Raw genomic sequence first — 19461 nt, forward strand, 5'->3', positions numbered from 1 at the left:
ACAGCTTCGGAGCGGAGATCCGCCATGTTTATTCAGACCGAGTCGACGCCCAATCCGGCAACGCTGAAGTTCCTTCCGGGCGTGATTGTGATGGAAGAAGGCACAGCCGACTTCCGCGACGCCGACAGCGCGCGCCTCGCGTCGCCGCTTGCCGGGCGCTTGTTCGACGTCCCGGGCGTGACGGGCGTGTTCTTTGGCTACGATTTCGTGACGGTGTCCAAGGAAGGGCAGGATTGGCAGCACATGAAGCCCGCCATTCTCGGCGCGATCATGGAGCACTTCATGGCCGGGCTCCCGGTGATGGCCAACGAAGCGGCCGGACAAGCGCATCAGGACGCCGACACGGGCGAAGAATTCTTCGACAAGGCGGACGAGGAAATCGTTGTCACCATCAAGGAACTGCTCGACACGCGGGTGCGCCCGGCGGTGGCACAGGATGGCGGCGACATTACCTTCCGCGGCTATGAAAACGGAACTGTGTTTCTGCACATGAAGGGTGCGTGCGCCGGCTGCCCCTCGTCCACGGCCACGCTGAAGCATGGCATCCAGAACCTCCTGCGCCATTTCGTTCCGGAAGTGCAGCAGGTCGAACAGGTGGTTTGAACAAGACAGTGCGGGCTGCTCAGTCAGCCTAGGCTCCAATGTCCTTTATCAGAGTTGCTGGAATGCCGAGGCTTGAGCCAGCCTCGGCCATTTTTTTGTCGCTCGTCGCGCGTTCGGCATGGGCTGTCGCGGCAATTGCAAGATGAAGCGCGGCCCCTGAGCTTCCATCCAGTTCTGCACAAGAGGCGTCGTCACCTCGCGAGAGATCAGTGCGACAATGACCGATGTGTCGAGGTAGATCTCAATAGCGATCCTCGTCCCTCATCAGCCGCACCGTTTCCACTGCGTCACGTGGAGGCTCCGGCAGGCCATCCGTGAAGGCTTTCGCCAACAAAGCACGCGATGGCGAAGCCAGACATGAAAAAGCCGGGCCCCTCCGCCCGGCTTTTTCCTTACGAACCTGGTGCTGTGTTGCCCGGACGGTTCGCGTCTAAGCCCTAGAGGACGATGACCTTCGCGCCGACTTCAGCGCGGTTGTAGAGATCAATGACGTCCTGGTTGATGAGGCGGATGCAGCCGGACGACATCGCCTTGCCGATCGACGCCCATTCAGGCGTGCCATGCAGGCGGTAACCGGTGTCGCCACCCTTGTTGAACAGGTACAGCGCGCGGGCGCCCAGGGGATTGGTCAAGCCGCCCGGCTGACCGCCCGCCCACTTCGCCAGTTCGGGCTGGCGGCCGATCATTTCGCGCGGTGGCGTCCAGGTCGGCCATTCCCGCTTCATGGCAATGCGCGCATCGCCCTTCCATTCGAAGCCTTCGCGGCCAACGCCAATGCCGTAGCGAACAGCCTTTCCGTCCGGCAACACGAAGTACAGGTGCTTGGCGGAGGTATCGACAATGATGGTGCCGGGCTTTTCCGCCGTTTTGTAGCGCACGATCTGGCGCTGGAACTCGCGTGGCACCTTGTATAGCGGCACAGCCGGGATCTGGTAGCCCATGTCGCGACGCGAGGTGTACTCACCCGTGAAGTATTGCAGGCTCCCGCCGCCACCACCGATGGAGCAGCCGGTGAGAACCGTGGAAAGAGCCAGCGTGGCGGCCAAAGCGGTGGTCTTGAATGTCATGCTGGGTCGAGTTCCGTTGCGAAGGGCAAGCGCTCGAAAGGGAGCCTGATGAGGCCGCACTTAATGCCACGCGCCCGCGATTTGCCAAGCGCCGACTGCTTCCACGCAGCAGGTCCTCGGCCGACTATGGCAAAAGGGCAACAGCAGCTTTCCCGAACCTGATGCAGAACAAAAGGGGTTCAAATCCGCTGCGAACGATGGCATGGTCCATGCATGCCCATCATTTCTTCCCGCACCCAAGCTCACCCCCTTGCCGACGGCCGTCAATCCGAGCGCGCACTGGTGATCCGGCGCGGCGTGCAACGCCTGATGGCTGCCATGGGCGCCCATGTGCTGCCGGAACTTTGCTTGTCCACCGGTCGGCGGGCAGATCTCGTAGCGCTCACCCGCGGCGGTGACGTGTGGATCATCGAGATCAAGAGTTCCGTGGAGGATTTCCGCGTTGACCGAAAATGGCCGGAATACCGGCTCCATTCGGACCGCTTCTTTTTCGCCTCGCACCCGGACGTGCCGCAGGACATCTTTCCGCAAGAATGCGGCTTCATCCTATCGGATGGCTACGGCGCGGAAATCCTGCGCGAGGCGCCGGAACACCGCCTTGCCGGCGCAACACGAAAAGCACTGATGCTGCGGATTGCGCGCGCGGGTGCCGCACGCCTGACATCCGCGGAAATGGCCGGAGTTCACATCCCCGCCCTGCAGGGCGAAAGCGAGTAGGAAAAGCGGCGAGCTACCGCGGCGCGCGCTTAGCGAGGATGCGCTGGAGGGTGCGGCGGTGCATGTTCAAGCGGCGCGCGGTTTCGGACACGTTGCGCTCGCACATCTCGTAAACACGCTGGATGTGTTCCCACCGCACGCGATCCGCCGACATCGGGTTTTCCGGCGGCGCCACGCGATCGTCGCCCGTCCGCGTCAAGGCCGCGTAGATGTCGTCGGCATCGGCGGGCTTCGACAGATAATCGATCGCACCAAGCTTCACGGCGGTGACGGCCGTGGCGATGTTGCCATAGCCGGTAAGGATGATGATGCGCGCGTCCGGCCGCTTGTCGCGAATGGCCGACACCACGTCCAAGCCGTTGCCATCCGCCAAACGGAGGTCGACCACGGCATAGGCCGGCGCATGGTGCTTGACCGCACCAACCGCTTCTTCCACGCTCTCGGCGCTGACAACGGCAAAGCCTCGCCCCTCCATGGCGCGCGCCAGGCGCGTCAGAAATGGCTTGTCGTCATCAACAAGAAGAAGAGACGCGTCGTCGCCAAGAAGCGGGTCGGCTGCGAAATCTTCAGGGGTCATTGTTTCCAGTTCCGGGTGACGGCTGAACACGAGGGCTCATCTTGTGATGACCGTGATATAAGCATCAACAGCAAAAAAACCATGCAGATCGCGTGGTTCACGCTGTTTCACCGGTGAAAAAGCGGCGCGGCCAGGTGATAAAAACGGATGCACCGAGGTTTTCATCTTCGGAGTTCCGGAATGAGACGGTGGCCCCCGACCGCTCAAGCAGGGTTTTGGCGATGAAGAGCCCAAGGCCCAGGCCACCGCCCCCCTGGTCGGAAGCCTGGCGGCTCGTCATATAGGGCTCTCCGATGCGGTGGATGATTTCGGGCGCAAAACCCGTGCCATCATCCACGATCTCGATAGCCACCTGATCAAGATCCCAGTTCCATCTGACCACCGCCTCGTGGCGGGCAAAATCCACCGCGTTTTCCACGAGGTTGCCCAAGCCGTAGATCACGCCGGGATTGCGGCGCCCGACAGGCTCGGCGCCCACCAGTTTGCCGGGTTCCAATCGGATGCCGATACCGAAATCGCGATGCGGCGCCGTGACCTCTTCCACCAGTGACGTCAGCGGCAGGCGCTTCAGATGTACCTCGCCTTCGCTGGACAGGCTGGTCAACCGCTTCAGGATTTCGCGGCAGCGCTCGCTTTGGCTGCGCAACAGCGTGACATCTTCGCGGAACCGCTCGTCGGCGCCCAGCGCGCGTTCCATCTCCTTGGCCACCAGAGCGATCGTCGCCAGGGGGGTGCCGAGTTCATGGGCGGCGGCTGCCGCCAGTCCATCCAAGGCAGACAGATGCTGCTCGCGCTGCAACACGAGTTCGGTTGCGGCCAGGGCATTACCCAGCATGCGTGCTTCTTCCGCGACCCGCCACGCATAGATTGCCGTGAAGGCAATCGTCGCGACCACGGACACCCAGATGCCGGCCACAAACACCAACGGCATTGAGAGTTCGGCGCCCTGATACCAGGGAAGCGGGAGATGCTCGAAGGCGAGAACCGTTGCGACAACACCCACCACAGCGCCCAACACCAGCGTGTAGCGGGGCGGCAAGGAGGTTGCCGAGATCACCACCGGCACGCTCATCAGGATGGAAAACGGGTTGGTCAGGCCGCCCGTCATGTAAAGCAGGCCGGCGAGCTGCAGCGCATCGAACAAGAGGATTGCCATTGCCGCGCGCGGGGCGAGGCGCTGCGTGGCCGGGTAGCGAAGGGCAAAGAAGAGGTTCAGCCAAGCGGACAAGGCGATCAGCGCAAAGCACAGGCTGACGGGCAACGGAAAGTTGAGCCAGTAAGCCACCGTGATCACCGCCAGGCTTTGCCCGATGATCGCCAGCCAGCGCAGGCGGATCAGCGTGGTGAGCCGAAGCCGGTGATATTGCTTTGTGTCCTGAAAGGGCATGAGGTTTGCCATGAGCGGTCTATGCGCCGAAGCTGATCCGGAGCCAAGCGGCTTTCGCGGCGCCGTCAGGTTCCGCGCGGCTTGGCGCGGCTGGTGGCCTGGGCGCTGGCGGGATCTTCCGGCCAAACATGCTTGGGATAGCGTCCACGCATCTCTGAGCGGACATCTGCCCAGGAGCCTTGCCAGAAGCCCGGGAGATCGCGCGTGGTCTGAATCGGGCGATGCGCCGGCGACAGAAGCTCGAGCGTGAGCGGCACGGTGCCACTGGCCACCGCCGGGTGTTCGGTCAAGCCGAACAGTTCCTGCACCCGAATGGCCAGAACGGGCCATTCGCCATCCCATCGGATCGGCACCCGGCTGCCGGATGGGGCATCGAAGTGGGTCGGCGCAATGGCGTCCAGTTGGCGTTGCAGATCGAAGGGAATGCGGCTGCGCAGCCCTTCGCTGACCGCAGCTGCCGGGATCCGCGCAAAGGATGCCTCGCCGGAAAGAAACGGCAGAAGCCAATCTTCCAACGCACTCAACAGCGCGTCATCCGAAACGTCGGGCCAAGGTGCGCCCAGGCCGCGGTGGAGCCAGCTTAAGCGATGGCGCAGCGTGGCGGCGGCGTCACTCCAAGGCAGAAGGTCCAGCCCGTGCGCGCGCAGGGCGCTTAGAACGGCCGCATCGGCCTGTGCTCCGCTCGGCGGCGGCAGCAGGCGTTCGGTCAGCACAATGGCGCCCAAACGCTCCGTTTCGCGCACCCGCACGGCGCGGCGCGCGGCATCGAACTGTGTTTCGGTGCGGCGTTCGATCGTTTCCGCGAGGGCGCCGCGAAGATCGGCTTCGGTGATTTCAGCCGCGGCCGCGACCCGTGCGTTTGCGGCAGCGCCTTGCAGGTCCGCCACCACAAGGAAGGGGGCGCGCGCCAGCGGTTCAGTCAGTTCCAAGTTGGCGCCGCGCCCGTTGGCGAGAAGAAAGCGGCCGGTTTCGCCGCGCGCCTTGGCAACGCGATCGGGCCAGGCGTGAAGCAGAAGCGGGCCCGCAGCGCGCGGCGCATCCACCGTCTGCGCTTGCCTGCCAGCGGATGCGGCCAGCCGCTTCGCCAACTGGCGGGCGGATTGCGCGCGCGGCGAGCGATCCGATCGGAAGCGCTGCCAGCGCGCATCGAGATCCACCGCATTGCCGCCCAACCCGCGTTCGGTGAGCAGAACCGCCAGTTCCGCCGCGGCCTCCGCCTGCCCGCTTTGCGCGGCTTGTGCCACCATGTGGGCCAGACGGACTGGCAAGGCGAGCTTGCGCATCGCGGCGCCCGCTTCCGTCAACCGGCCGTTCCCATCAAGGGCACCGAGGTTCTCCAGCAAGGTACGGGCTTCGGCAAGCGCGGGAGCTGGCGGCGGGTCAAGAAAAGCAAGCGCCCCGGGATCCGCCACGCCAAAGGCCGCGCAGTCCAAGAGCAGGCCCGACAGGTCCGCTTCCAGGATTTCCGGCGTGGTGAAGGGCGGCAGCGCTGGTGTTTGGCCGCTGTGCCACAATCGGATTGCAACACCGGGTTCGGTTCGCCCGGCGCGGCCGGCGCGCTGATCGGCCGAGGCGCGCGAAACCCGCACGGTTTCAAGACGGGTCAAACCGGAGGCGGGCTCGTAGCGCGGCACGCGGGCAAGGCCACTGTCGATCACCAACCGCACGCCATCGATCGTGATGGATGTTTCGGCGATTGCCGTTGCAAGCACGACCTTGCGCCGGCCGGGGACTGCGGGGCGGATCGCCAGGTCCTGCGCACGACCGTCCATGGCGCCGAACAGCGGCATCACATCGACGCTTTCGGGCAGCGAAACGAGCCGCTCGGCGGTGCGTTCAATCTCGCGCTGGCCCGGCAAAAAAGCGAGAATGCTGCCGCCTTCGGTGGCCAGCGCTTCACGCACGGCGCGCGCAACGGCATCCTCGATGCGGTCGTGGGGATCGCGCGGCTGGTAGCGGGTTTCAACGGGAAAGGCGCGGCCTTCGCTGCGGAGAACCGGCACATCGCCGAGGAGAGCGGCGACGCGGGCGCCGTCGATCGTGGCGGACATCACGAGGAGGCGCAGGTCCGGTCGCAGCGCGCCCTGCACATCCAGCGCGAGCGCCAGCCCAAAATCGCCATCCAGCGAGCGCTCGTGAAACTCGTCGAACAGGATGCAGGCGACACCCGACAGTTCGGGATCTTCCAGGATCATGCGCGACAGGATGCTTTCGGTGACAACCAGGATCTTGGTCGCGGCCGAGCGCCGGCTTTCCATGCGCATGGCATAGCCGATGGTTGAGCCCGGCTCCTCGCCGAGAAGGGAGGCCATGCGGCGGGCTGCGGCGCGGGCTGCGAGGCGCCGGGGTTCCAGGAGGAGGATCGTGCCTTCGCCGCGCCAAGGGGCATCGAGGAGGGCCAAGGGAATCAGCGTGGTCTTGCCGGCGCCAGGCGGTGCCACAAGCACGGCGGAGCTGCCGCTTTCGAGTGCCGCCAGCAGGTCGGGCAGAACCGCTGTGACCGGAAGCGCGGGCAGTTCGATCATGCGCCGATCCGCAGCAGCGTGCCACCAGCGGCATCCGCATCAGCCTGGTCATGGGTCACAAGCAGAACCGGAAGGTTGCGTGCGCGCGCTTCGGCGAAAACAAGATCGCGCATGGCCCGGCGCAGCGGTGCATCGAGCTTGGAAAAGGGCTCATCGAGAAGCAGCGCATGGGGCGCGGATAACAGGACGCGGGCCAGTGCGACGCGCGCCTTCTGACCGCCGGAAAGGGTTGCCGGATCGCGGTTCCCCAGGCCGCCGAGTTCGAACTGGTCGAGTGCGACGTCAACAGCGTGCCGACGCGCATCGCGCCCCCTGACATGGGGGGCCAAGCCGAACAGGAGATTGCCTTCCACCGTCATGTGCGGAAACAGAAGTGGATCCTGGAACAGGATGCCGGCACGCCGCTCTTCGGCCGGCAGGTCCGTGACATCGCGACCGTTGATCCAGACGCGGCCAGCGGCTTGGAAGGATGGATCGAGAAAGCCGCCGACATAGGCGAGCAGGGTCGACTTGCCGGAACCGGACGGACCCATCACGGTCAAAACCGAGCCCGGCACGACCACCTCTGTCAGGCTCACGAGCGTATGCCCGTCGAGCGCAATCGCGACTTGGTCGAGCTTCAGTTCCAACCGTTCATCCTAGACCCGCACTGCGCGGAAGCGCCGGAATACCAGCGCCGGCACGAGCGTGGCAACGAGGAAGCCAACGAAGGGCAGGATCATCTGAACAAAGGTCCAGACTCCAATCACGCGGCGATTGCCGCCGGAAGCGAGCGCCACGGCCTCCGTGGTGACGGTGGTGAGGCGCCCTGCCCCGATCAGCACCGTCGGCAGGTATTGGCCGACCGAGACGGCGAAGCCGATGGCCGCTGCCGTCAGAAGTGCGCGCAGGAGAAGCGGCATGCGCACCGTCCAGAAGGCGCGGCGGCGCGAGCGCCCAAGGCCGCGCGCGACCTGCTCGTAGCGGCGATCAAGAGAGCGCCAAGGATCGGACAAGGATAGAAAGACATAGGGCAGAACGAAGACGAGGTGCACGAACACCAGGGCGGCAAGCGTTGCCTGGAGGTCAACCGACACAAAGGCGAGCTGCAGCCCGAACAGAAAAGCGGGCTGAGGGATGATGAGCGGCAGGTAGATCATCCAAAGGGCGGCGCGGCCTGCCGGGCGGCCGCGGCGGTCCTCGTTGGCAAGGCAAAGCACAGCCAGCGCAACGGCGAGGAGCGTGGCGGACGCAGCCACGATCAGCGTGGTGAGCAGCGGGTTCGACAAGCGAGGCAGCACGCTTTCCCAACCGCGCAGGGTGAGGGATTGCGGCAGCAGGTCCGGGAAGGTCCAAAGACCGGCAATCGACCAGATGGCGAGGGTCAGAAGGCCCAGAAACACGGCGCCGGCGGAAGCGGCAAGCCCGGCGGCGGCAACAATTCGCACCGCACGGTCGTGACGAAAGCGACGGCCAGACGTCGCCACCCTGTCGCGCAGGAAAGCGCCCCCTTGTTCCAGGCCGATCCACACGAGCAAGACGCCAAGCGTGACGCCAAGCTGAAGCAGCGCGCCGGCTGCGGCGGCAAAACGCAGGGTGAGATCCGGGTCGGTGATCCATTGCAGCAAACGCGGCGCGAGGGTTGGCGGCAACGTCGGCCCCAGAATGGCTGCGACGTCGACCACGGACGACGAAAACGCGAGAACGGCAAAAATGCCCAAGCGGATCTGCCTGTAGATCGCCGGCCATAAGGCAAGGAGAAAGCCGGCCGTGCGTCCGAACCCCAACGCTGCCACCACGGCGCGGCCACGCTGCGCCTCGACCTGCGGAAGGGCGGCCAGCGTGATCAAAAGGAGAAATGGGATCTCCTTGAGCATCAGGCCCGCGATCATCGACAGGCCCCAAGAATCATTGGGGATGAGGACGTTGGGCGGGGCGGTCCACCCGGTCAGTTCAGGCGAAAGGAGGCGCGCCAGAAAGCCGGATGGAGCGATCAGAAAGGCAAACCCGAAAGCTGCGGCTGCATGGGGAACCGACAACAAGGGCGCGATCGTGCGCTGCAAGCGTTTGAAGGTGTGCGTGCCGCTCCAGCCGGCCACGAACAGCATCACCACGAAAAGGGAGCCCGCGCCGGATGCGAGGCCGATCCAGAAGCTCAGAGCCGCCGATCGCCAGACGCCCGGCATCGCAAGAAGCTGTTCGAGAGGTGCAAGGCTCGGCGTGACACCGCCCAAGGCGGGCAGGATGCCGAAGGCCGGCAGGATCGTGCCGAGGAGGCCAATCAGCACCGGCAGCCCCAGCAGCAGAACAGCCAGCGGCGGTCCGAGCCGGGTCACTTGGGCGCCTGAGAAGGGTTCAGTTGCCGGCGCCGTAGCGCCGCGTCCATTCCGCTTCGACGGCGTCCATCCAGCTCGGGTGCGGCTCGTCCAAAGCGGGCCCGAGTTCATCCGGCTTCAGGGTCGCCGGCCCAAGATCAATGGCTTCAAAGCGGGCGCGGTCTTCCGGGGTGAGCTTATCCAGCGCGAGAACTGTCGGGTCGCCCCAATAGGTTGGGTCCTGCTTGCGAGCCTGGGCTTCCGGAGAAAGGAGGAAATTCGCCGTCACCATGGAACCGGCTTTCGCGGCCGCGTTGAAAGGGATCGCTACGAAATGCGTGTTGCCGAGCGTTCCTTCCGGAAAGGTGAAAGAGCGCACCGTGTCCGGCAGTTCGCCCGCGGCAATCGCGCTTTGCGCTTCCGAGGGATTGAAGGCGAAGATGATGTCGACCTCGTTGTCGGCCAGCAGTTGCTTCATCGCCGGATAGTTCTGGGCGAAGGCCTGGCCTCCGCGCCACAGCAGGGGGTTCAGTTCATCGAGGAAGGACCACAAGGGCGCGGTCACCTCGTTGAAGGTTGCGGGATCGGCGGGCTTCGAGAGCACAGCCGGATCCTCGACGCGCTCGATGAGCACCTGCTTGAGAAAAGAGGAGCCGATGAAATCCGGTGGCTGCGGATAGGTGAAACGGCCGGGGTGGCTGCGCGCCCAATCAAGCAGTGCTGCGGAGGAGGTTGGAAGCGAGCCTGCCGCCGTGCGCGCGCTGTCGTGGAAGAAGACCAGCTTGGCCATGCCCCAAGGGCTTTCCTGGCCTTCCACGGGAACGGTGAAGTCGGTGCGGATGGTGGGCTTGTTTTCCGTGTCCGCCAGGGCAAAGTTCGGCAGCTGCTCTGCCCAGGCGTTTCCGAGCAGGAGATCCGCATCCTTCATGGCGGCGAAATTCTCGCCGTTGATCCAGACAAGATCGACGCTGCCGCCTTCTGTCCGCCCGGCGGTTTTTTCCGCCAGGACCGTGGCTACCGCGGTGGCCGTGTCTTCGAGCTTCACATGGACGAGCTCGATGTCGAAGCGGCGTTTCAGCTCACCGGCGGCCCATTGCAGGTAGGCGTTGATGTTTTCCGCGCCGCCCCAGGCGTTGAAGAAAACCTTCTGTCCGCGCGCTTCGGCAACAACTCCGTCCCAATTCCGCGGGTCCGGATCAGCAGCGGTTGCTGCCCCCGCGGTAGCGCCGAACAGGGCGGCTGCGAGAGCCAGAGCTTTGAACATGAAGGTCCTCCAGACGGCCGCAGCCGAACGCACCCACAGGTAAACCAACCGATGGGTGCGTCAACGTCCTGGCCGACAGCCCTCGTCACATTTACGCGACGGAAAGCGCCGGAAGATCCGCTTTAAGAAACTTACTCGCCGTTGTCGGCGGAGTCCGCGTTGAGGAGGCCGTAGCTGGTTTCGCCGAGCCTGTTGAACAGGTCGAGCTGCGTTTCCAGGAAGTCGATGTGGCCCTCTTCGTCGCGCAGAAGCTCTTCAAAAAGCATCTTCGTGACGTAATCGCCCAGTTCGTCGCAGATTTCGCGCGAGCGCTTGTAGGAGGTGCGGGCGTCATATTCGCCGGCAAGGTCTGCTTCCAGAACTTCCTTGACGTTCTGGCCGATGCGCAGCGGCCCGACCTTCTGGAGGTTGGGATGACCTTCAAGGAAGATGATCCGCTCGATGATGCGATCGGCGTGATGCATTTCCTCGATGGATTCTTTGCGCTCCTTCTTGGCGAGCTTCTTGAAGCCCCAGTCGTCGAGCAGACGGTAGTGCAGCCAGTACTGGTTGACGGCACCGAGCTCGAGAAACAAAGCCTCGTTAAGCCGCTCGATGATCTGTGGTTCGCCCTTCATAGCGATTGCTCCCGAATTGATCGCGCAGTCCGCGCACGCGATCGAGATGTGAAACGACATCACCCGCGTCGCTTGCAGAGCGCGCGTGGTAATTTTCGGTGACCCGAATGATCGTTTCCACCACATTTGGGAAACAGCCGCAACACCGACCGCGCTTGGCGAGGTGGTGATACACCTTTGCCGGCACGATCAGATGCCAAGGATCCGCGTCCAGGAGTTCGAGAATCGCGTTCTCGATCTCCTTTTCGGTGATGATGTTACAATGACAAACCAGCATTCCACTTCACCATTTCCCTTCGGGATCGCTCGCGGAAGCGGTCACCTTCGGTACCCTCACCTGCCTGCCCGGGAGTTGGGCGGACGGTGAAACTCGTTTTCGGCCCTAGCGCGCGCCTTCGACCTGCGTTGCGAACGTCACCTGCACCGGTTTTTTTGTGTCGACTGCGTTTGCTGGAAGCAGAAACACCGCTGCCGTCAGCACCAGCGTGGCCATGAATGCGGACAATCTTGCCGTCTTGAGCGTCACCGAAGCCTCCCGGTGAATGCGGCGGAGCGCGCGGACAGCGCCAAGCCTGCGTACGCGGGAGCGCGCGCGAAACACGGATGATCGAGATTGTTGGGAGCAGCCGGGCGCGGGTTCACGCAGCACCCCGCATGGGCGCCAGCCCGAGTTCCAGCGCACCATGGAGCGCGGCAAGGATCGACATTCTTCCTCCAATCCACCAGGTTCAAGGCCTGGACATCAAAGGCGCGCCGGATGCGCGACGCCTCATTTATGCGCCTCCAAGCCTAATCCTGTCAATGCCGCTCAGGTATAAAGCTCTTTCGAAACAAAGGTTTGGAATTATTCTAAACTGCAACTTGTTCACGCAGGCGTCACCTCAGGCCCGGCTTCCAGCTGCGGCGACGCATTGCCCGGACAAGCTCCCCGTGGCAGGTAGCAGCCTTCAGCTGTCGCGGCGTTCTGCCCGGCATTTTTCCAGGTCGTTCAGGAAACGCCATGACCAAGCGAACCACGCTGCGGCTTCCCATGTCGATTGCCGCCGCCCTGCTTGCCGCGCTTGTTGCGGGCTGCAGCACCACCGGCTCCTCCGGCGGCGGCGCGGCCGGCCCGCGGCAATTTGCCATCGCTCCGCTGCCTTATGATCGTTACGCGGCCGTCGCGGTGGATGCCAGCAGCGGCCGGATGCTTTACGGCCATGATGAAACGGCTGCGCGCTATCCGGCGTCCCTGACCAAGATGATGACACTTTACATGCTGTTCGAGCAGATGGAGAGCGGACGGGTCAACAAGAACACGATCATCCCGATTTCCGCTTATGCCGCATCGCGTCCGCCCACGAAGATGGGCCTGAAAGCCGGCGACGGCATCGATGTGGACTCCGCCGTGAAGGCGCTGGTGGTGCGCTCGGCCAATGACATCGCCACCGCGGTCGGCGAATTCATCGGTGGGTCAGAACAGCAGTTCGCCGCCATGATGACGGCTCGGGCGCAGGCGATCGGCATGCGCGACACCCGCTTCCGCAACGCGTCCGGCCTGCCGGATCCGCTGCAAACCACCACTGCGCGCGACATGGCAACGCTTGCGATGGCGTTGCGGCGCAAGTTTCCGCAATACTACGGCTACTTCTCCACCACCGAGTTCAGCTATCGCGGCAAGCAGATCCGCGGGCACAACAAGCTGGTGGGCGGTGTTTCCGGCGTGGACGGCCTGAAAACCGGCTATATCCGGGCTTCGGGCTTCAACGTCGCCACCTCCGTGACGCGCAACGGCCGGCGGATCGTCGTGGTGGTGATGGGGGCAAAAAGCGGCAATGAACGCAACGCCCATGTCGCCCAGATGATCGAGATGGCGCTGCCCGGTGGGTCCGGCAGCTTGCCCGGCGCGCTGGCCGTGCTCGACCCCGGCGCGCTGCCCGGGGTCGAACCGAACTGGGACGACTGAGGGATCAGTTCGCCGCGCCGTGATCGTGGCCCGAAGCGCCACCGTCATGACCAGCCGACTCGGCGGGCTTTGCGCCCGCGGCGTCTACCGCGAAGTCGACCTCCACAGCGCCGGCTTTTTCAAAGGTGAGCGTGCCCTTGAAGCGCTTGTCTTCTTCGGCAGGCGCCTTCAAACCCACGAACATCAGGTGATATCCGCCCGGCTCCAGCGCAACTGTGGCGCCCGGCTCGATCATGATGCCCTCGGCCAGCGGGCGCATGGTCATCACGCCGGTGGTGGCGTTCACCGCCATCTCGTGGATCTCGCCCTTTTCGGAGAGTTCCGACTTTACCGAAATGAGCCGGTCGGGCTCCGTGCCGGAATTGTGGATGGTAAGGTAGCCGGCGGCGACCTTGGCACCCGGCAAAGTGGCGCGTGACCAGGGGTGGCCGATTTCGAGCGAGCCGGCCTTGTATTCATGGGCGGTGGCAATGGAAACGGTGGTCAGGCTCACGGCAAAGATGAAGCCAGCCAGATGGCGGGCGGTTCGGTTTAAAAACATGCGAAAGGATCCTCATGAGCAGGGTCACACGACCGCTGCGTTGTGCTTCTTCTTTTGACGGCAACGATCAAATGAAAAGCGGAGGACCTCGCGCATGACGCGCGCCCTTGAGGAACAGGCGCGGCGCCGCATCCCTCGTCTGGAGTGCCAGCCTGTCCAGGATCTTGTGGCAGAAGGACAGGTCGATCGGTGTGGAGGGGCCGGTTGCAACGCTCAACTCCGCACAGCAGCTCAAAACGCAGCAACCCGGTAGCGCCCCATGTCCGGCGTGGCTGCCGTTTTCCTGCGACGGCAGACAAAGCGGATTGCCGAAGGCGTCGAGCTGGGGACCAAGCGGCGCCGCGCCGGCCGAAAAGGCACCGGCGAGCATTGACAGGACAATCAGCCACGTCACGGCCATTGCGCGCAATGCCACGACCTGACCTGCTGCGTGTGTTCTGCGGATCCCCATAAGAGCCGGTTCTATCACGAACGCCGCCGCCCCGTCATGCAGACGCGGCTGTGCTTCATTGTCACGGTGATCTCAGCGCGCACTGAAGCGGTATACGGATCGGTGTCGGTAGGCCGCCCCGGGATCAAGCCGGGCAGATGGGAAGTCGTGCCGGTTGGGCGCATCCGGCCAGGCCTGCGGTTCCAGGCAAACCGCGTCGCCGGGCCGGATGATCTGGTTGTATTTGCCGACCGTGCTGCCATCCAGCATGTTGCCCGAATAAACCTGCAAGCCCGGCTGGTCCGTCAAAAGCTGGAGCACCCTTCCGGACCGCGGATCTTGCAAGGTGGCTGCGAGGCGCGGCTCCGCCTGCGGCGCGTCGGAAAGACAAAAGCAGTGGTCGTAGCCGCGTGCGTGGAGCAGCTGCGCATTGGCGCGCCGCAGGTCGCGCTCGATCGGCTTTGCTTCACCGAAATCAAACGGCGTTCCGACCAGCGGTTCCGGGCCGCCATGCGGGATCAGGTTTGCGCCAACGGGCAAGAAGTGGGTCGCCTCAACCTGCAGGACATGAGACGTGGCTGGAGCGAGCGCTTCCACACCACCGAGATTGAAATAGCCGTGGTGGGTGAGACCCACCACTGTGGGTTGGTCGCTCGTCGCCTCGAAGGTGATGCTCACCTCGCTTTCGCCCGCGAGGCGGTAGGTCACGGACGCATGGAGGGTGCCGGGAAAGCCCTGGTCGCCATCGGGCGAAACAAGCGACAGGGTGACGGCGGGCTCAGCCCCCTCCTCCACCTGGTCGATCCGCCAAAGCTTCCGGTCAAAGCCTTCCGGGCCTCCATGAAGCACATTGTCGCCGTCATTGGATTCAATCGAATGGCGCTTGCCATCCAGAACAAACGCCGCACCGTCGAGCCGATTGGAAAAGCGACCGATGGCAGCGCCGAAGAACTGCCGCTTGTCCAGATAGGCTTGCGGGGCATCGTGGCCCAGCACGATGTCAGCCAAGGTCCCGTTGCGATCGGGAACGCGCAGGCTTTGGACGAGCGCACCCAGCGTCAGTACACGCATTTCCAATTTGTGCGTGCGCAGCACCACAGCTTCGACGGCATCGCCGTTCGCCAACGTTCCCCAATGCTCACGAACAATGCCGGTCATGCTGCGCTCTCCTTGCTCGCATCGGGAGTAACCACCGCGATGGTTTCGAGTGCCGAGCGGAGCGGCTGGTTCAACGGCTTGGGCCGGCGAGTCTGCCGATCCACATAAACATGCACGAAAAAGCCTTCGGCCGCGGCCGCTTCTTCGTCGTTGCGGAAAAGGCCGACCTCATAGCGCACGGAGGAGGTGCCGAGTTTCGCCACCCGCAGACCGGCATGAACGACATCCGGAAAGGCAATCTCCCCGAAATACCGGCAGCCCGTTTCCACCACGAGGCCGATCTGATCGCCGCCGTGAATGTCGAGCACACCTTTGTCGATCAGCCAGCCATTCACCGCGCTGTCGAACAGGGAGTAGTGCACGACATTGTTCATGTGGCCATAAAGGTCGTTGTCCAGCCAGCGCGTGGTGAGCAGCCGAAACGTCTTGTAGCTTTCGCGGGCGCCGCCTCCGGACATTATCGGGCTGCCCGGCGGCTAGAAGCCGGCCAGCGGAAAGCGTGGCTTTCCGGTGTGTTTCGGATCGAAAGCATGATGTTGAAGCCGAAGGCAGGGATTGTCATGGCCGGAAATTGACAAGTCGGTTGGCTTTTGTCGAGAGTGCGGCGTCACGTTGAACCGGCGGGGCGCGACCGGAACGATGCCGCAAGGCTGGCATTGGTTCTGGCACAAGGAAGCAACCGGAACGGAACAGGCATGGCAGACGCGGCGATCGAGCTCATCGGCATCAACAAGAGCTTCGGCCCCGTCCGCGCCAACCGTGACATCCACTTGGAGGTGGCGCCCGGCACGATCCACGGCATTATCGGGGAAAATGGCGCCGGCAAGTCGACGCTGATGTCGATCCTGTACGGCTTCTACCAGGCCGACAGCGGCGACATCCTGGTGCGCGGCAAACCCGTTTCCATCCAGACGCCCAATGATGCGATCGCCACCGGCATCGGCATGGTGCACCAGCATTTCATGCTGGTGGCGAACTTCACGGTTTTGGAAAACATCATCCTCGGCGCCGAAGGCAGCGCGCTGCTCACGTCGAGCATCGGCCGGGCGCGCGCCGAGTTGCGCCGGCTGGAACAGGATTATGGGCTGGAAGTCGATCCGGACGCTGTGGTGGAAGAACTGCCGGTCGGCCTGCAGCAGCGTGTTGAAATCCTGAAGGCGCTTTACCGCGGGGCAGACATCCTGATCCTGGACGAGCCCACCGGCGTCCTGACCCCACCGGAAGCCGACCATCTTTTCCGCATCTTGGCGCGGCTGAAGGACGAAGGCAAAACGGTGATCCTGATCACGCACAAGCTGCGTGAAATCATGGCCATCACGGACAATGTTTCGGTGATGCGGGCCGGCACCATGGTTGCCACGCGCAAGACGTCCGACACCACCGTGGAAGAACTGGCCGAGCTGATGGTCGGCCGGCGCGTTCTCCTGCGCGTCGAAAAGGACGCTGCAAACCCGGCTGCCTCCAAGCTTTCGGTAGAGAACCTCACCGTGCGCGATGGACGCGGCGTCGACATGGTGAAGGACGTATCCTTTGAGGTGCGCGCCGGCGAGATCGTTGGAATTGCGGGGGTGGCGGGCAACGGCCAGTCGGAACTGATGGAAACCATTGCCGGCCTTCGACGCGCGGTTTCCGGTACGGTTCTGCTCGACAACAAGCCAATCGACGTCACCGGCACCGCAGATCCCGGCGAGCTGCGCGACCGCGGCCTGGCGCATGTGCCGGAAGACCGCCACCATGTTGGATTGGTGCTTGCGTACGAGGAACAGGAAAACGCCATCCTCGGCTACCACGACCAGGCGCAATACCTGAAGGGTCCATTTCTCGACCATGCCGCGATCCGAAGGGATGCCGAGGAGAAGATCGCCAAATACGACATCCGGCCGGGCAACCCGCGCTTGAAGACAGCGAATTTCTCTGGCGGCAACCAGCAGAAGATCGTGCTGGCGCGCGAAATGGAACAGGATCCCGGCGTGCTTCTCGTTGGGCAACCGACGCGGGGCGTGGATGTCGGCGCGATCGAATTCATTCACAAGCGGCTGATCGCCATGCGCGATGCCGGAAAGGCTGTGCTGCTCGTGTCCGTGGAGCTCGACGAGATCCGCGCCCTATCCGACCGCATCCTCGTGATGTTCGACGGCCGCATCGTCGGAGAGCGCGACGGCTCGGCCAGCGAAGGCGAGCTTGGCCTGCTCATGGCGGGCGTAGAAGGGCCGGAGGCAGCGGAATGAGTGTTCCCTACGCCAAGCTGCCGCGCTGGGTGGACTACGGGCTTATCCCGCTGATCAACCTGGTTGTTGCCTTTGCCGTTGCCGGCCTGGTTGTGCTGCTTGTGGGCGAGAACCCGCTCAGTGCGGCGGCGATCATGATCGAAGGCGCGTTCGGGCGGGGGCAGAATATCGCCTATACGCTGTATTACGCGACGAGCTTCATCTTCACCGGGCTTGCCGTGGCCGTGGCGTTTCATGGCGGGCTGTTCAACATCGGCGGCGAAGGCCAGGCCTATATCGGCGGCTTGGGTGTGGTTCTGGTGGTGCTGAACCTCGACGCCGTTTTCCCGTGGTATGTGAACTTTCCGCTGGCGGTGGTGGGGGCCGGACTGGCCGGTGCGCTGTGGGCGCTGATCCCCGCTTATCTCCAGGCCAAACGCGGCTCGCACATCGTGATCACCACGATCATGTTCAACTTCATCGCCGCCAGCCTCATGGTCTACCTCCTGGTGGATGTGTTGAAGCCGCTCGGCCAGATGGCGCCGCAAACGCGCGCCTTTGCGGAAGGCGGGCAGCTGCCCAAGCTCAACTGGATCATCGAGCTGTTTGGCGCCCGCATCCGTTCCGCGCCCTTCAACATCTCGTTTCTGCTTGCGCTTGCTGCTGCCTTTGGCGTCTGGGTGCTGATCTGGCGAACCAAGCTTGGCTACGAGATCCGGACGCAGGGCTTTTCACCCAAGGCGGCGCGTTATGCGGGGATCGGCGAAGCTCGCATCATCATTATCACCATGATGATCTCAGGCGCGCTGGCCGGCATGATGGCGCTGAACCCCGTCATGGGCGACCAGAACCGGTTGCAGCTCGACTTCGTGACGGGCGCGGGATTCGTGGGGATCGCCGTGGCGCTGATGGGGCGGTCGCATCCGGCTGGTATCGTGCCGGCGGCGATCTTGTTTGGCGTGCTTTACCAGGGCGGCGCGGAAATCGCGTTCGAGATGCCGGCAATCAGCCGCGACATGATCGTGATCATCCAGGGCCTCGTGATCCTGTTTGCGGGAGCCCTGGAGCACATGTTCCGGCCGCCGATCCAGGCGTTTTTCGCGTCGCTCGGCAACCCGGCTCGAAGCAACGGTGCAGCGCGGGAGGGGCAAGCCTGATGGACTTCCTCCCGACGATCATCACGGTGCTCGACTCCACGATCCGCTTGTCGATCCCGCTGCTGCTTGCCTGCCTCGCAGGCCTTTATTCGGAACGATCCGGCATCTTCGACATCGGCCTGGAAGGCAAGATGCTGGCCGGCGCGTTTGCTGCCGGCTCAGCCGCCTTCGTGTTTGGTTCGGCCTGGATCGGGCTCGGAATGGCGATCCTTGTTGCCGTGGCTCTGGCACTTGTGCACGGCTTTGCGTCCATCACCCACCGCGGTAACCAGATCGTCTCGGGGGTTGCCATCAACTTCATCGCGGCCGGGGCCACCATTATTCTCGGGCAGGCCTGGTTCGCACAAGGCGGTCGCACCCCACAGGTCAGCGGGCCGGGCCGCTTCAACGCCGTGGAGCTGCCGGGCGCGGCCGCGCTGCGCGACGTGCCGGTGCTGGGCACGATCTATGCCGATCTTTTGTCCGGCCACACGATCCTGGTTTACCTCGCCTTCCTGACGGTGCCTGTAACCTGGTGGGTGCTTTACCGCACGCGATTTGGCCTGCGGCTGCGCGCGGTAGGCGAAAATCCGGCTGCCGTCGACACCGCCGGCATTTCCGTGCCCTGGCTGCGTTATCGCGCGGTGATCTGCACCGGCATCTTGTCAGGAGCCGCTGGGGCCTACCTCGCGCTGGCGATGAATGCGGGCTTCGTGAAGGACATGACCGCGGGACGCGGTTACATCGCGTTGGCCGCCCTGATCTTTGCGAAGTGGCGGCCGGTACCGGCGATGTTTGCGTGCCTCCTGTTCGGCTTTCTCGACGCCCTGTCGATCCGGCTGCAAGGCACGCCCCTGCCCCTTGTCGGCCGCGTGCCGGTGCAGTTCATGCAGGCCTTGCCCTATATCCTCACGGTCATCCTGCTTGCGGGCTTTATCGGCAAGGCCATTCCGCCGCGCGCCGGCGGCGTGCCTTATGTGAAGGAGCGCTGAC

Annotated in this window: 20 protein-coding genes; 6 read left to right on the forward strand and 14 right to left on the reverse strand. The window is 63.9% G+C overall.

Annotated elements, in window-relative coordinates:
* The first annotated feature begins 24 nt into the window (after window positions 1–24).
* Complete coding sequence (locus J5Y06_RS20855) at window positions 25–603, forward strand: NifU family protein (protein WP_209337138.1); 579 nt, start codon at window positions 25–27, stop codon at window positions 601–603.
* A 437-nt stretch (window positions 604–1040) separates the two neighbouring features.
* Here the strand turns inward: J5Y06_RS20855 and J5Y06_RS20860 are convergent, their stop codons facing one another.
* Window positions 1041–1670: a L,D-transpeptidase gene (locus tag J5Y06_RS20860; protein ID WP_209337139.1), complete on the reverse strand. Its 630-nt coding sequence runs from the start codon at window positions 1668–1670 to the stop codon at window positions 1041–1043.
* Between the two features lie 213 nt (window positions 1671–1883).
* On the opposite strand from J5Y06_RS20860, the gene J5Y06_RS20865 reads away from it, so the two are divergent.
* A complete protein-coding gene (locus J5Y06_RS20865; protein ID WP_209337140.1) occupies window positions 1884–2387 on the forward strand; it encodes an MmcB family DNA repair protein in 504 nt (167 codons plus the stop codon).
* A 13-nt stretch (window positions 2388–2400) separates the two neighbouring features.
* On the opposite strand, the gene J5Y06_RS20870 is transcribed toward J5Y06_RS20865, so the two are convergent.
* The 9 genes from J5Y06_RS20870 to J5Y06_RS20910 form a co-directional block, all read right to left on the reverse strand.
* Window positions 2401–2964, reverse strand: a complete 564-nt coding sequence (locus J5Y06_RS20870; RefSeq protein ID WP_209337141.1) for an ActR/PrrA/RegA family redox response regulator transcription factor — start codon at window positions 2962–2964, stop codon at window positions 2401–2403.
* A gap of 97 nt (window positions 2965–3061) precedes the next feature.
* On the reverse strand, window positions 3062–4363 hold the full coding sequence (locus J5Y06_RS20875) for an ActS/PrrB/RegB family redox-sensitive histidine kinase (protein ID WP_209337142.1): 1302 nt from the start codon (window positions 4361–4363) through the stop codon (window positions 3062–3064).
* Window positions 4364–4416: 53 nt separating this feature from the next.
* On the reverse strand, window positions 4417–6876 hold the full coding sequence (hrpB, locus tag J5Y06_RS20880) for an ATP-dependent helicase HrpB (protein ID WP_209337143.1): 2460 nt from the start codon (window positions 6874–6876) through the stop codon (window positions 4417–4419).
* On the reverse strand, window positions 6873–7505 hold the full coding sequence (locus tag J5Y06_RS20885) for an ATP-binding cassette domain-containing protein (RefSeq protein ID WP_245248214.1): 633 nt from the start codon (window positions 7503–7505) through the stop codon (window positions 6873–6875). The genes hrpB and J5Y06_RS20885 overlap by 4 nt, the downstream gene beginning before the upstream one ends.
* Window positions 7506–7514: 9 nt before the next feature.
* The gene (locus J5Y06_RS20890; RefSeq protein WP_342453471.1) at window positions 7515–9191 is read right to left on the reverse strand and encodes an ABC transporter permease; all 1677 of its coding nucleotides are present in this window, start codon (window positions 9189–9191) and stop codon (window positions 7515–7517) included.
* Between the two features lie 19 nt (window positions 9192–9210).
* On the reverse strand, window positions 9211–10434 hold the full coding sequence (locus J5Y06_RS20895; protein ID WP_209337145.1) for an ABC transporter substrate-binding protein: 1224 nt from the start codon (window positions 10432–10434) through the stop codon (window positions 9211–9213).
* A 131-nt stretch (window positions 10435–10565) separates the two neighbouring features.
* On the reverse strand, window positions 10566–11051 hold the full coding sequence (gene bfr / locus J5Y06_RS20900) for a bacterioferritin (protein WP_209337146.1): 486 nt from the start codon (window positions 11049–11051) through the stop codon (window positions 10566–10568).
* Window positions 11017–11328: a (2Fe-2S)-binding protein gene (locus J5Y06_RS20905; protein WP_209337147.1), complete on the reverse strand. Its 312-nt coding sequence runs from the start codon at window positions 11326–11328 to the stop codon at window positions 11017–11019. The genes bfr and J5Y06_RS20905 overlap by 35 nt, the downstream gene beginning before the upstream one ends.
* 105 nt (window positions 11329–11433) lie before the next feature.
* Entirely contained in the window at window positions 11434–11577 is a 144-nt protein-coding gene (locus J5Y06_RS20910; RefSeq protein ID WP_209337148.1) for a hypothetical protein, read from the reverse strand.
* 474 nt (window positions 11578–12051) lie between these two features.
* On the opposite strand from J5Y06_RS20910, the gene J5Y06_RS20915 reads away from it, so the two are divergent.
* Window positions 12052–12996 (forward strand): D-alanyl-D-alanine carboxypeptidase family protein, encoded by a 945-nt coding sequence (locus tag J5Y06_RS20915; RefSeq protein WP_245248216.1) that lies wholly within the window; start codon window positions 12052–12054, stop codon window positions 12994–12996.
* Between the two features lie 4 nt (window positions 12997–13000).
* On the opposite strand, the gene J5Y06_RS20920 is transcribed toward J5Y06_RS20915, so the two are convergent.
* From J5Y06_RS20920 to J5Y06_RS20935, 4 genes are all read right to left on the reverse strand, one after another.
* Window positions 13001–13537 carry a copper chaperone PCu(A)C gene (locus tag J5Y06_RS20920; protein ID WP_209337149.1) on the reverse strand — a complete coding sequence of 179 codons (537 nt, stop codon included), beginning with the start codon at window positions 13535–13537 and terminating at the stop codon, window positions 13001–13003.
* A 67-nt stretch (window positions 13538–13604) separates the two neighbouring features.
* Window positions 13605–13952 carry a hypothetical protein gene (locus tag J5Y06_RS20925; RefSeq protein WP_209337150.1) on the reverse strand — a complete coding sequence of 116 codons (348 nt, stop codon included), beginning with the start codon at window positions 13950–13952 and terminating at the stop codon, window positions 13605–13607.
* A gap of 108 nt (window positions 13953–14060) precedes the next feature.
* On the reverse strand, window positions 14061–15125 hold the full coding sequence (locus J5Y06_RS20930; protein ID WP_209337151.1) for an aldose epimerase family protein: 1065 nt from the start codon (window positions 15123–15125) through the stop codon (window positions 14061–14063).
* A complete protein-coding gene (locus tag J5Y06_RS20935; protein ID WP_209337152.1) occupies window positions 15122–15583 on the reverse strand; it encodes an acyl-CoA thioesterase in 462 nt (153 codons plus the stop codon). Before J5Y06_RS20935 ends, J5Y06_RS20930 begins: the two co-directional genes overlap by 4 nt.
* A gap of 237 nt (window positions 15584–15820) precedes the next feature.
* Between J5Y06_RS20935 and J5Y06_RS20940 the strand changes: the two genes are divergently transcribed.
* The 3 genes from J5Y06_RS20940 to J5Y06_RS20950 are packed head-to-tail and all read left to right on the forward strand — an operon-like array spanning window position 15821 to window position 19460.
* Window positions 15821–17353 (forward strand): ABC transporter ATP-binding protein, encoded by a 1533-nt coding sequence (locus J5Y06_RS20940; protein WP_209337153.1) that lies wholly within the window; start codon window positions 15821–15823, stop codon window positions 17351–17353.
* Complete coding sequence (locus J5Y06_RS20945) at window positions 17350–18489, forward strand: ABC transporter permease (RefSeq protein ID WP_209337154.1); 1140 nt, start codon at window positions 17350–17352, stop codon at window positions 18487–18489. The genes J5Y06_RS20940 and J5Y06_RS20945 overlap by 4 nt, the downstream gene beginning before the upstream one ends.
* Window positions 18489–19460 (forward strand): ABC transporter permease, encoded by a 972-nt coding sequence (locus J5Y06_RS20950; RefSeq protein WP_209337155.1) that lies wholly within the window; start codon window positions 18489–18491, stop codon window positions 19458–19460. The genes J5Y06_RS20945 and J5Y06_RS20950 overlap by 1 nt, the downstream gene beginning before the upstream one ends.
* Window position 19461: the final 1 nt, after the last annotated feature.

The organism is Tianweitania sediminis (genome assembly GCF_017813335.1).
In the GTDB taxonomy this organism is placed as follows: Bacteria; Pseudomonadota; Alphaproteobacteria; order Rhizobiales; family Rhizobiaceae; genus Tianweitania; species Tianweitania sediminis.

Bases quoted from the DNA above. Each gene is read 5' to 3' on its own strand.
- J5Y06_RS20855 (WP_209337138.1), top strand. From the start codon at position 25: ATGTTTATTCAGACCGAGTCGACGCCCAATCCGGCAACGCTGAAGTTC.
- J5Y06_RS20860 (WP_209337139.1), bottom strand. From the start codon at position 1,670: ATGACATTCAAGACCACCGCTTTGGCCGCCACGCTGGCTCTTTCCACG.
- J5Y06_RS20865 (WP_209337140.1), top strand. From the start codon at position 1,884: ATGCCCATCATTTCTTCCCGCACCCAAGCTCACCCCCTTGCCGACGGC.
- J5Y06_RS20870 (WP_209337141.1), bottom strand. From the start codon at position 2,964: ATGACCCCTGAAGATTTCGCAGCCGACCCGCTTCTTGGCGACGACGCG.
- J5Y06_RS20875 (WP_209337142.1), bottom strand. From the start codon at position 4,363: ATGGCAAACCTCATGCCCTTTCAGGACACAAAGCAATATCACCGGCTT.
- hrpB (WP_209337143.1), bottom strand. From the start codon at position 6,876: ATGATCGAACTGCCCGCGCTTCCGGTCACAGCGGTTCTGCCCGACCTG.
- J5Y06_RS20895 (WP_209337145.1), bottom strand. From the start codon at position 10,434: ATGTTCAAAGCTCTGGCTCTCGCAGCCGCCCTGTTCGGCGCTACCGCG.
- bfr (WP_209337146.1), bottom strand. From the start codon at position 11,051: ATGAAGGGCGAACCACAGATCATCGAGCGGCTTAACGAGGCTTTGTTT.
- J5Y06_RS20905 (WP_209337147.1), bottom strand. From the start codon at position 11,328: ATGCTGGTTTGTCATTGTAACATCATCACCGAAAAGGAGATCGAGAAC.
- J5Y06_RS20915 (WP_245248216.1), top strand. From the start codon at position 12,052: ATGACCAAGCGAACCACGCTGCGGCTTCCCATGTCGATTGCCGCCGCC.
- J5Y06_RS20920 (WP_209337149.1), bottom strand. From the start codon at position 13,537: ATGTTTTTAAACCGAACCGCCCGCCATCTGGCTGGCTTCATCTTTGCC.
- J5Y06_RS20930 (WP_209337151.1), bottom strand. From the start codon at position 15,125: ATGACCGGCATTGTTCGTGAGCATTGGGGAACGTTGGCGAACGGCGAT.
- J5Y06_RS20935 (WP_209337152.1), bottom strand. From the start codon at position 15,583: ATGTCCGGAGGCGGCGCCCGCGAAAGCTACAAGACGTTTCGGCTGCTC.
- J5Y06_RS20940 (WP_209337153.1), top strand. From the start codon at position 15,821: ATGGCAGACGCGGCGATCGAGCTCATCGGCATCAACAAGAGCTTCGGC.
- J5Y06_RS20945 (WP_209337154.1), top strand. From the start codon at position 17,350: ATGAGTGTTCCCTACGCCAAGCTGCCGCGCTGGGTGGACTACGGGCTT.
- J5Y06_RS20950 (WP_209337155.1), top strand. From the start codon at position 18,489: ATGGACTTCCTCCCGACGATCATCACGGTGCTCGACTCCACGATCCGC.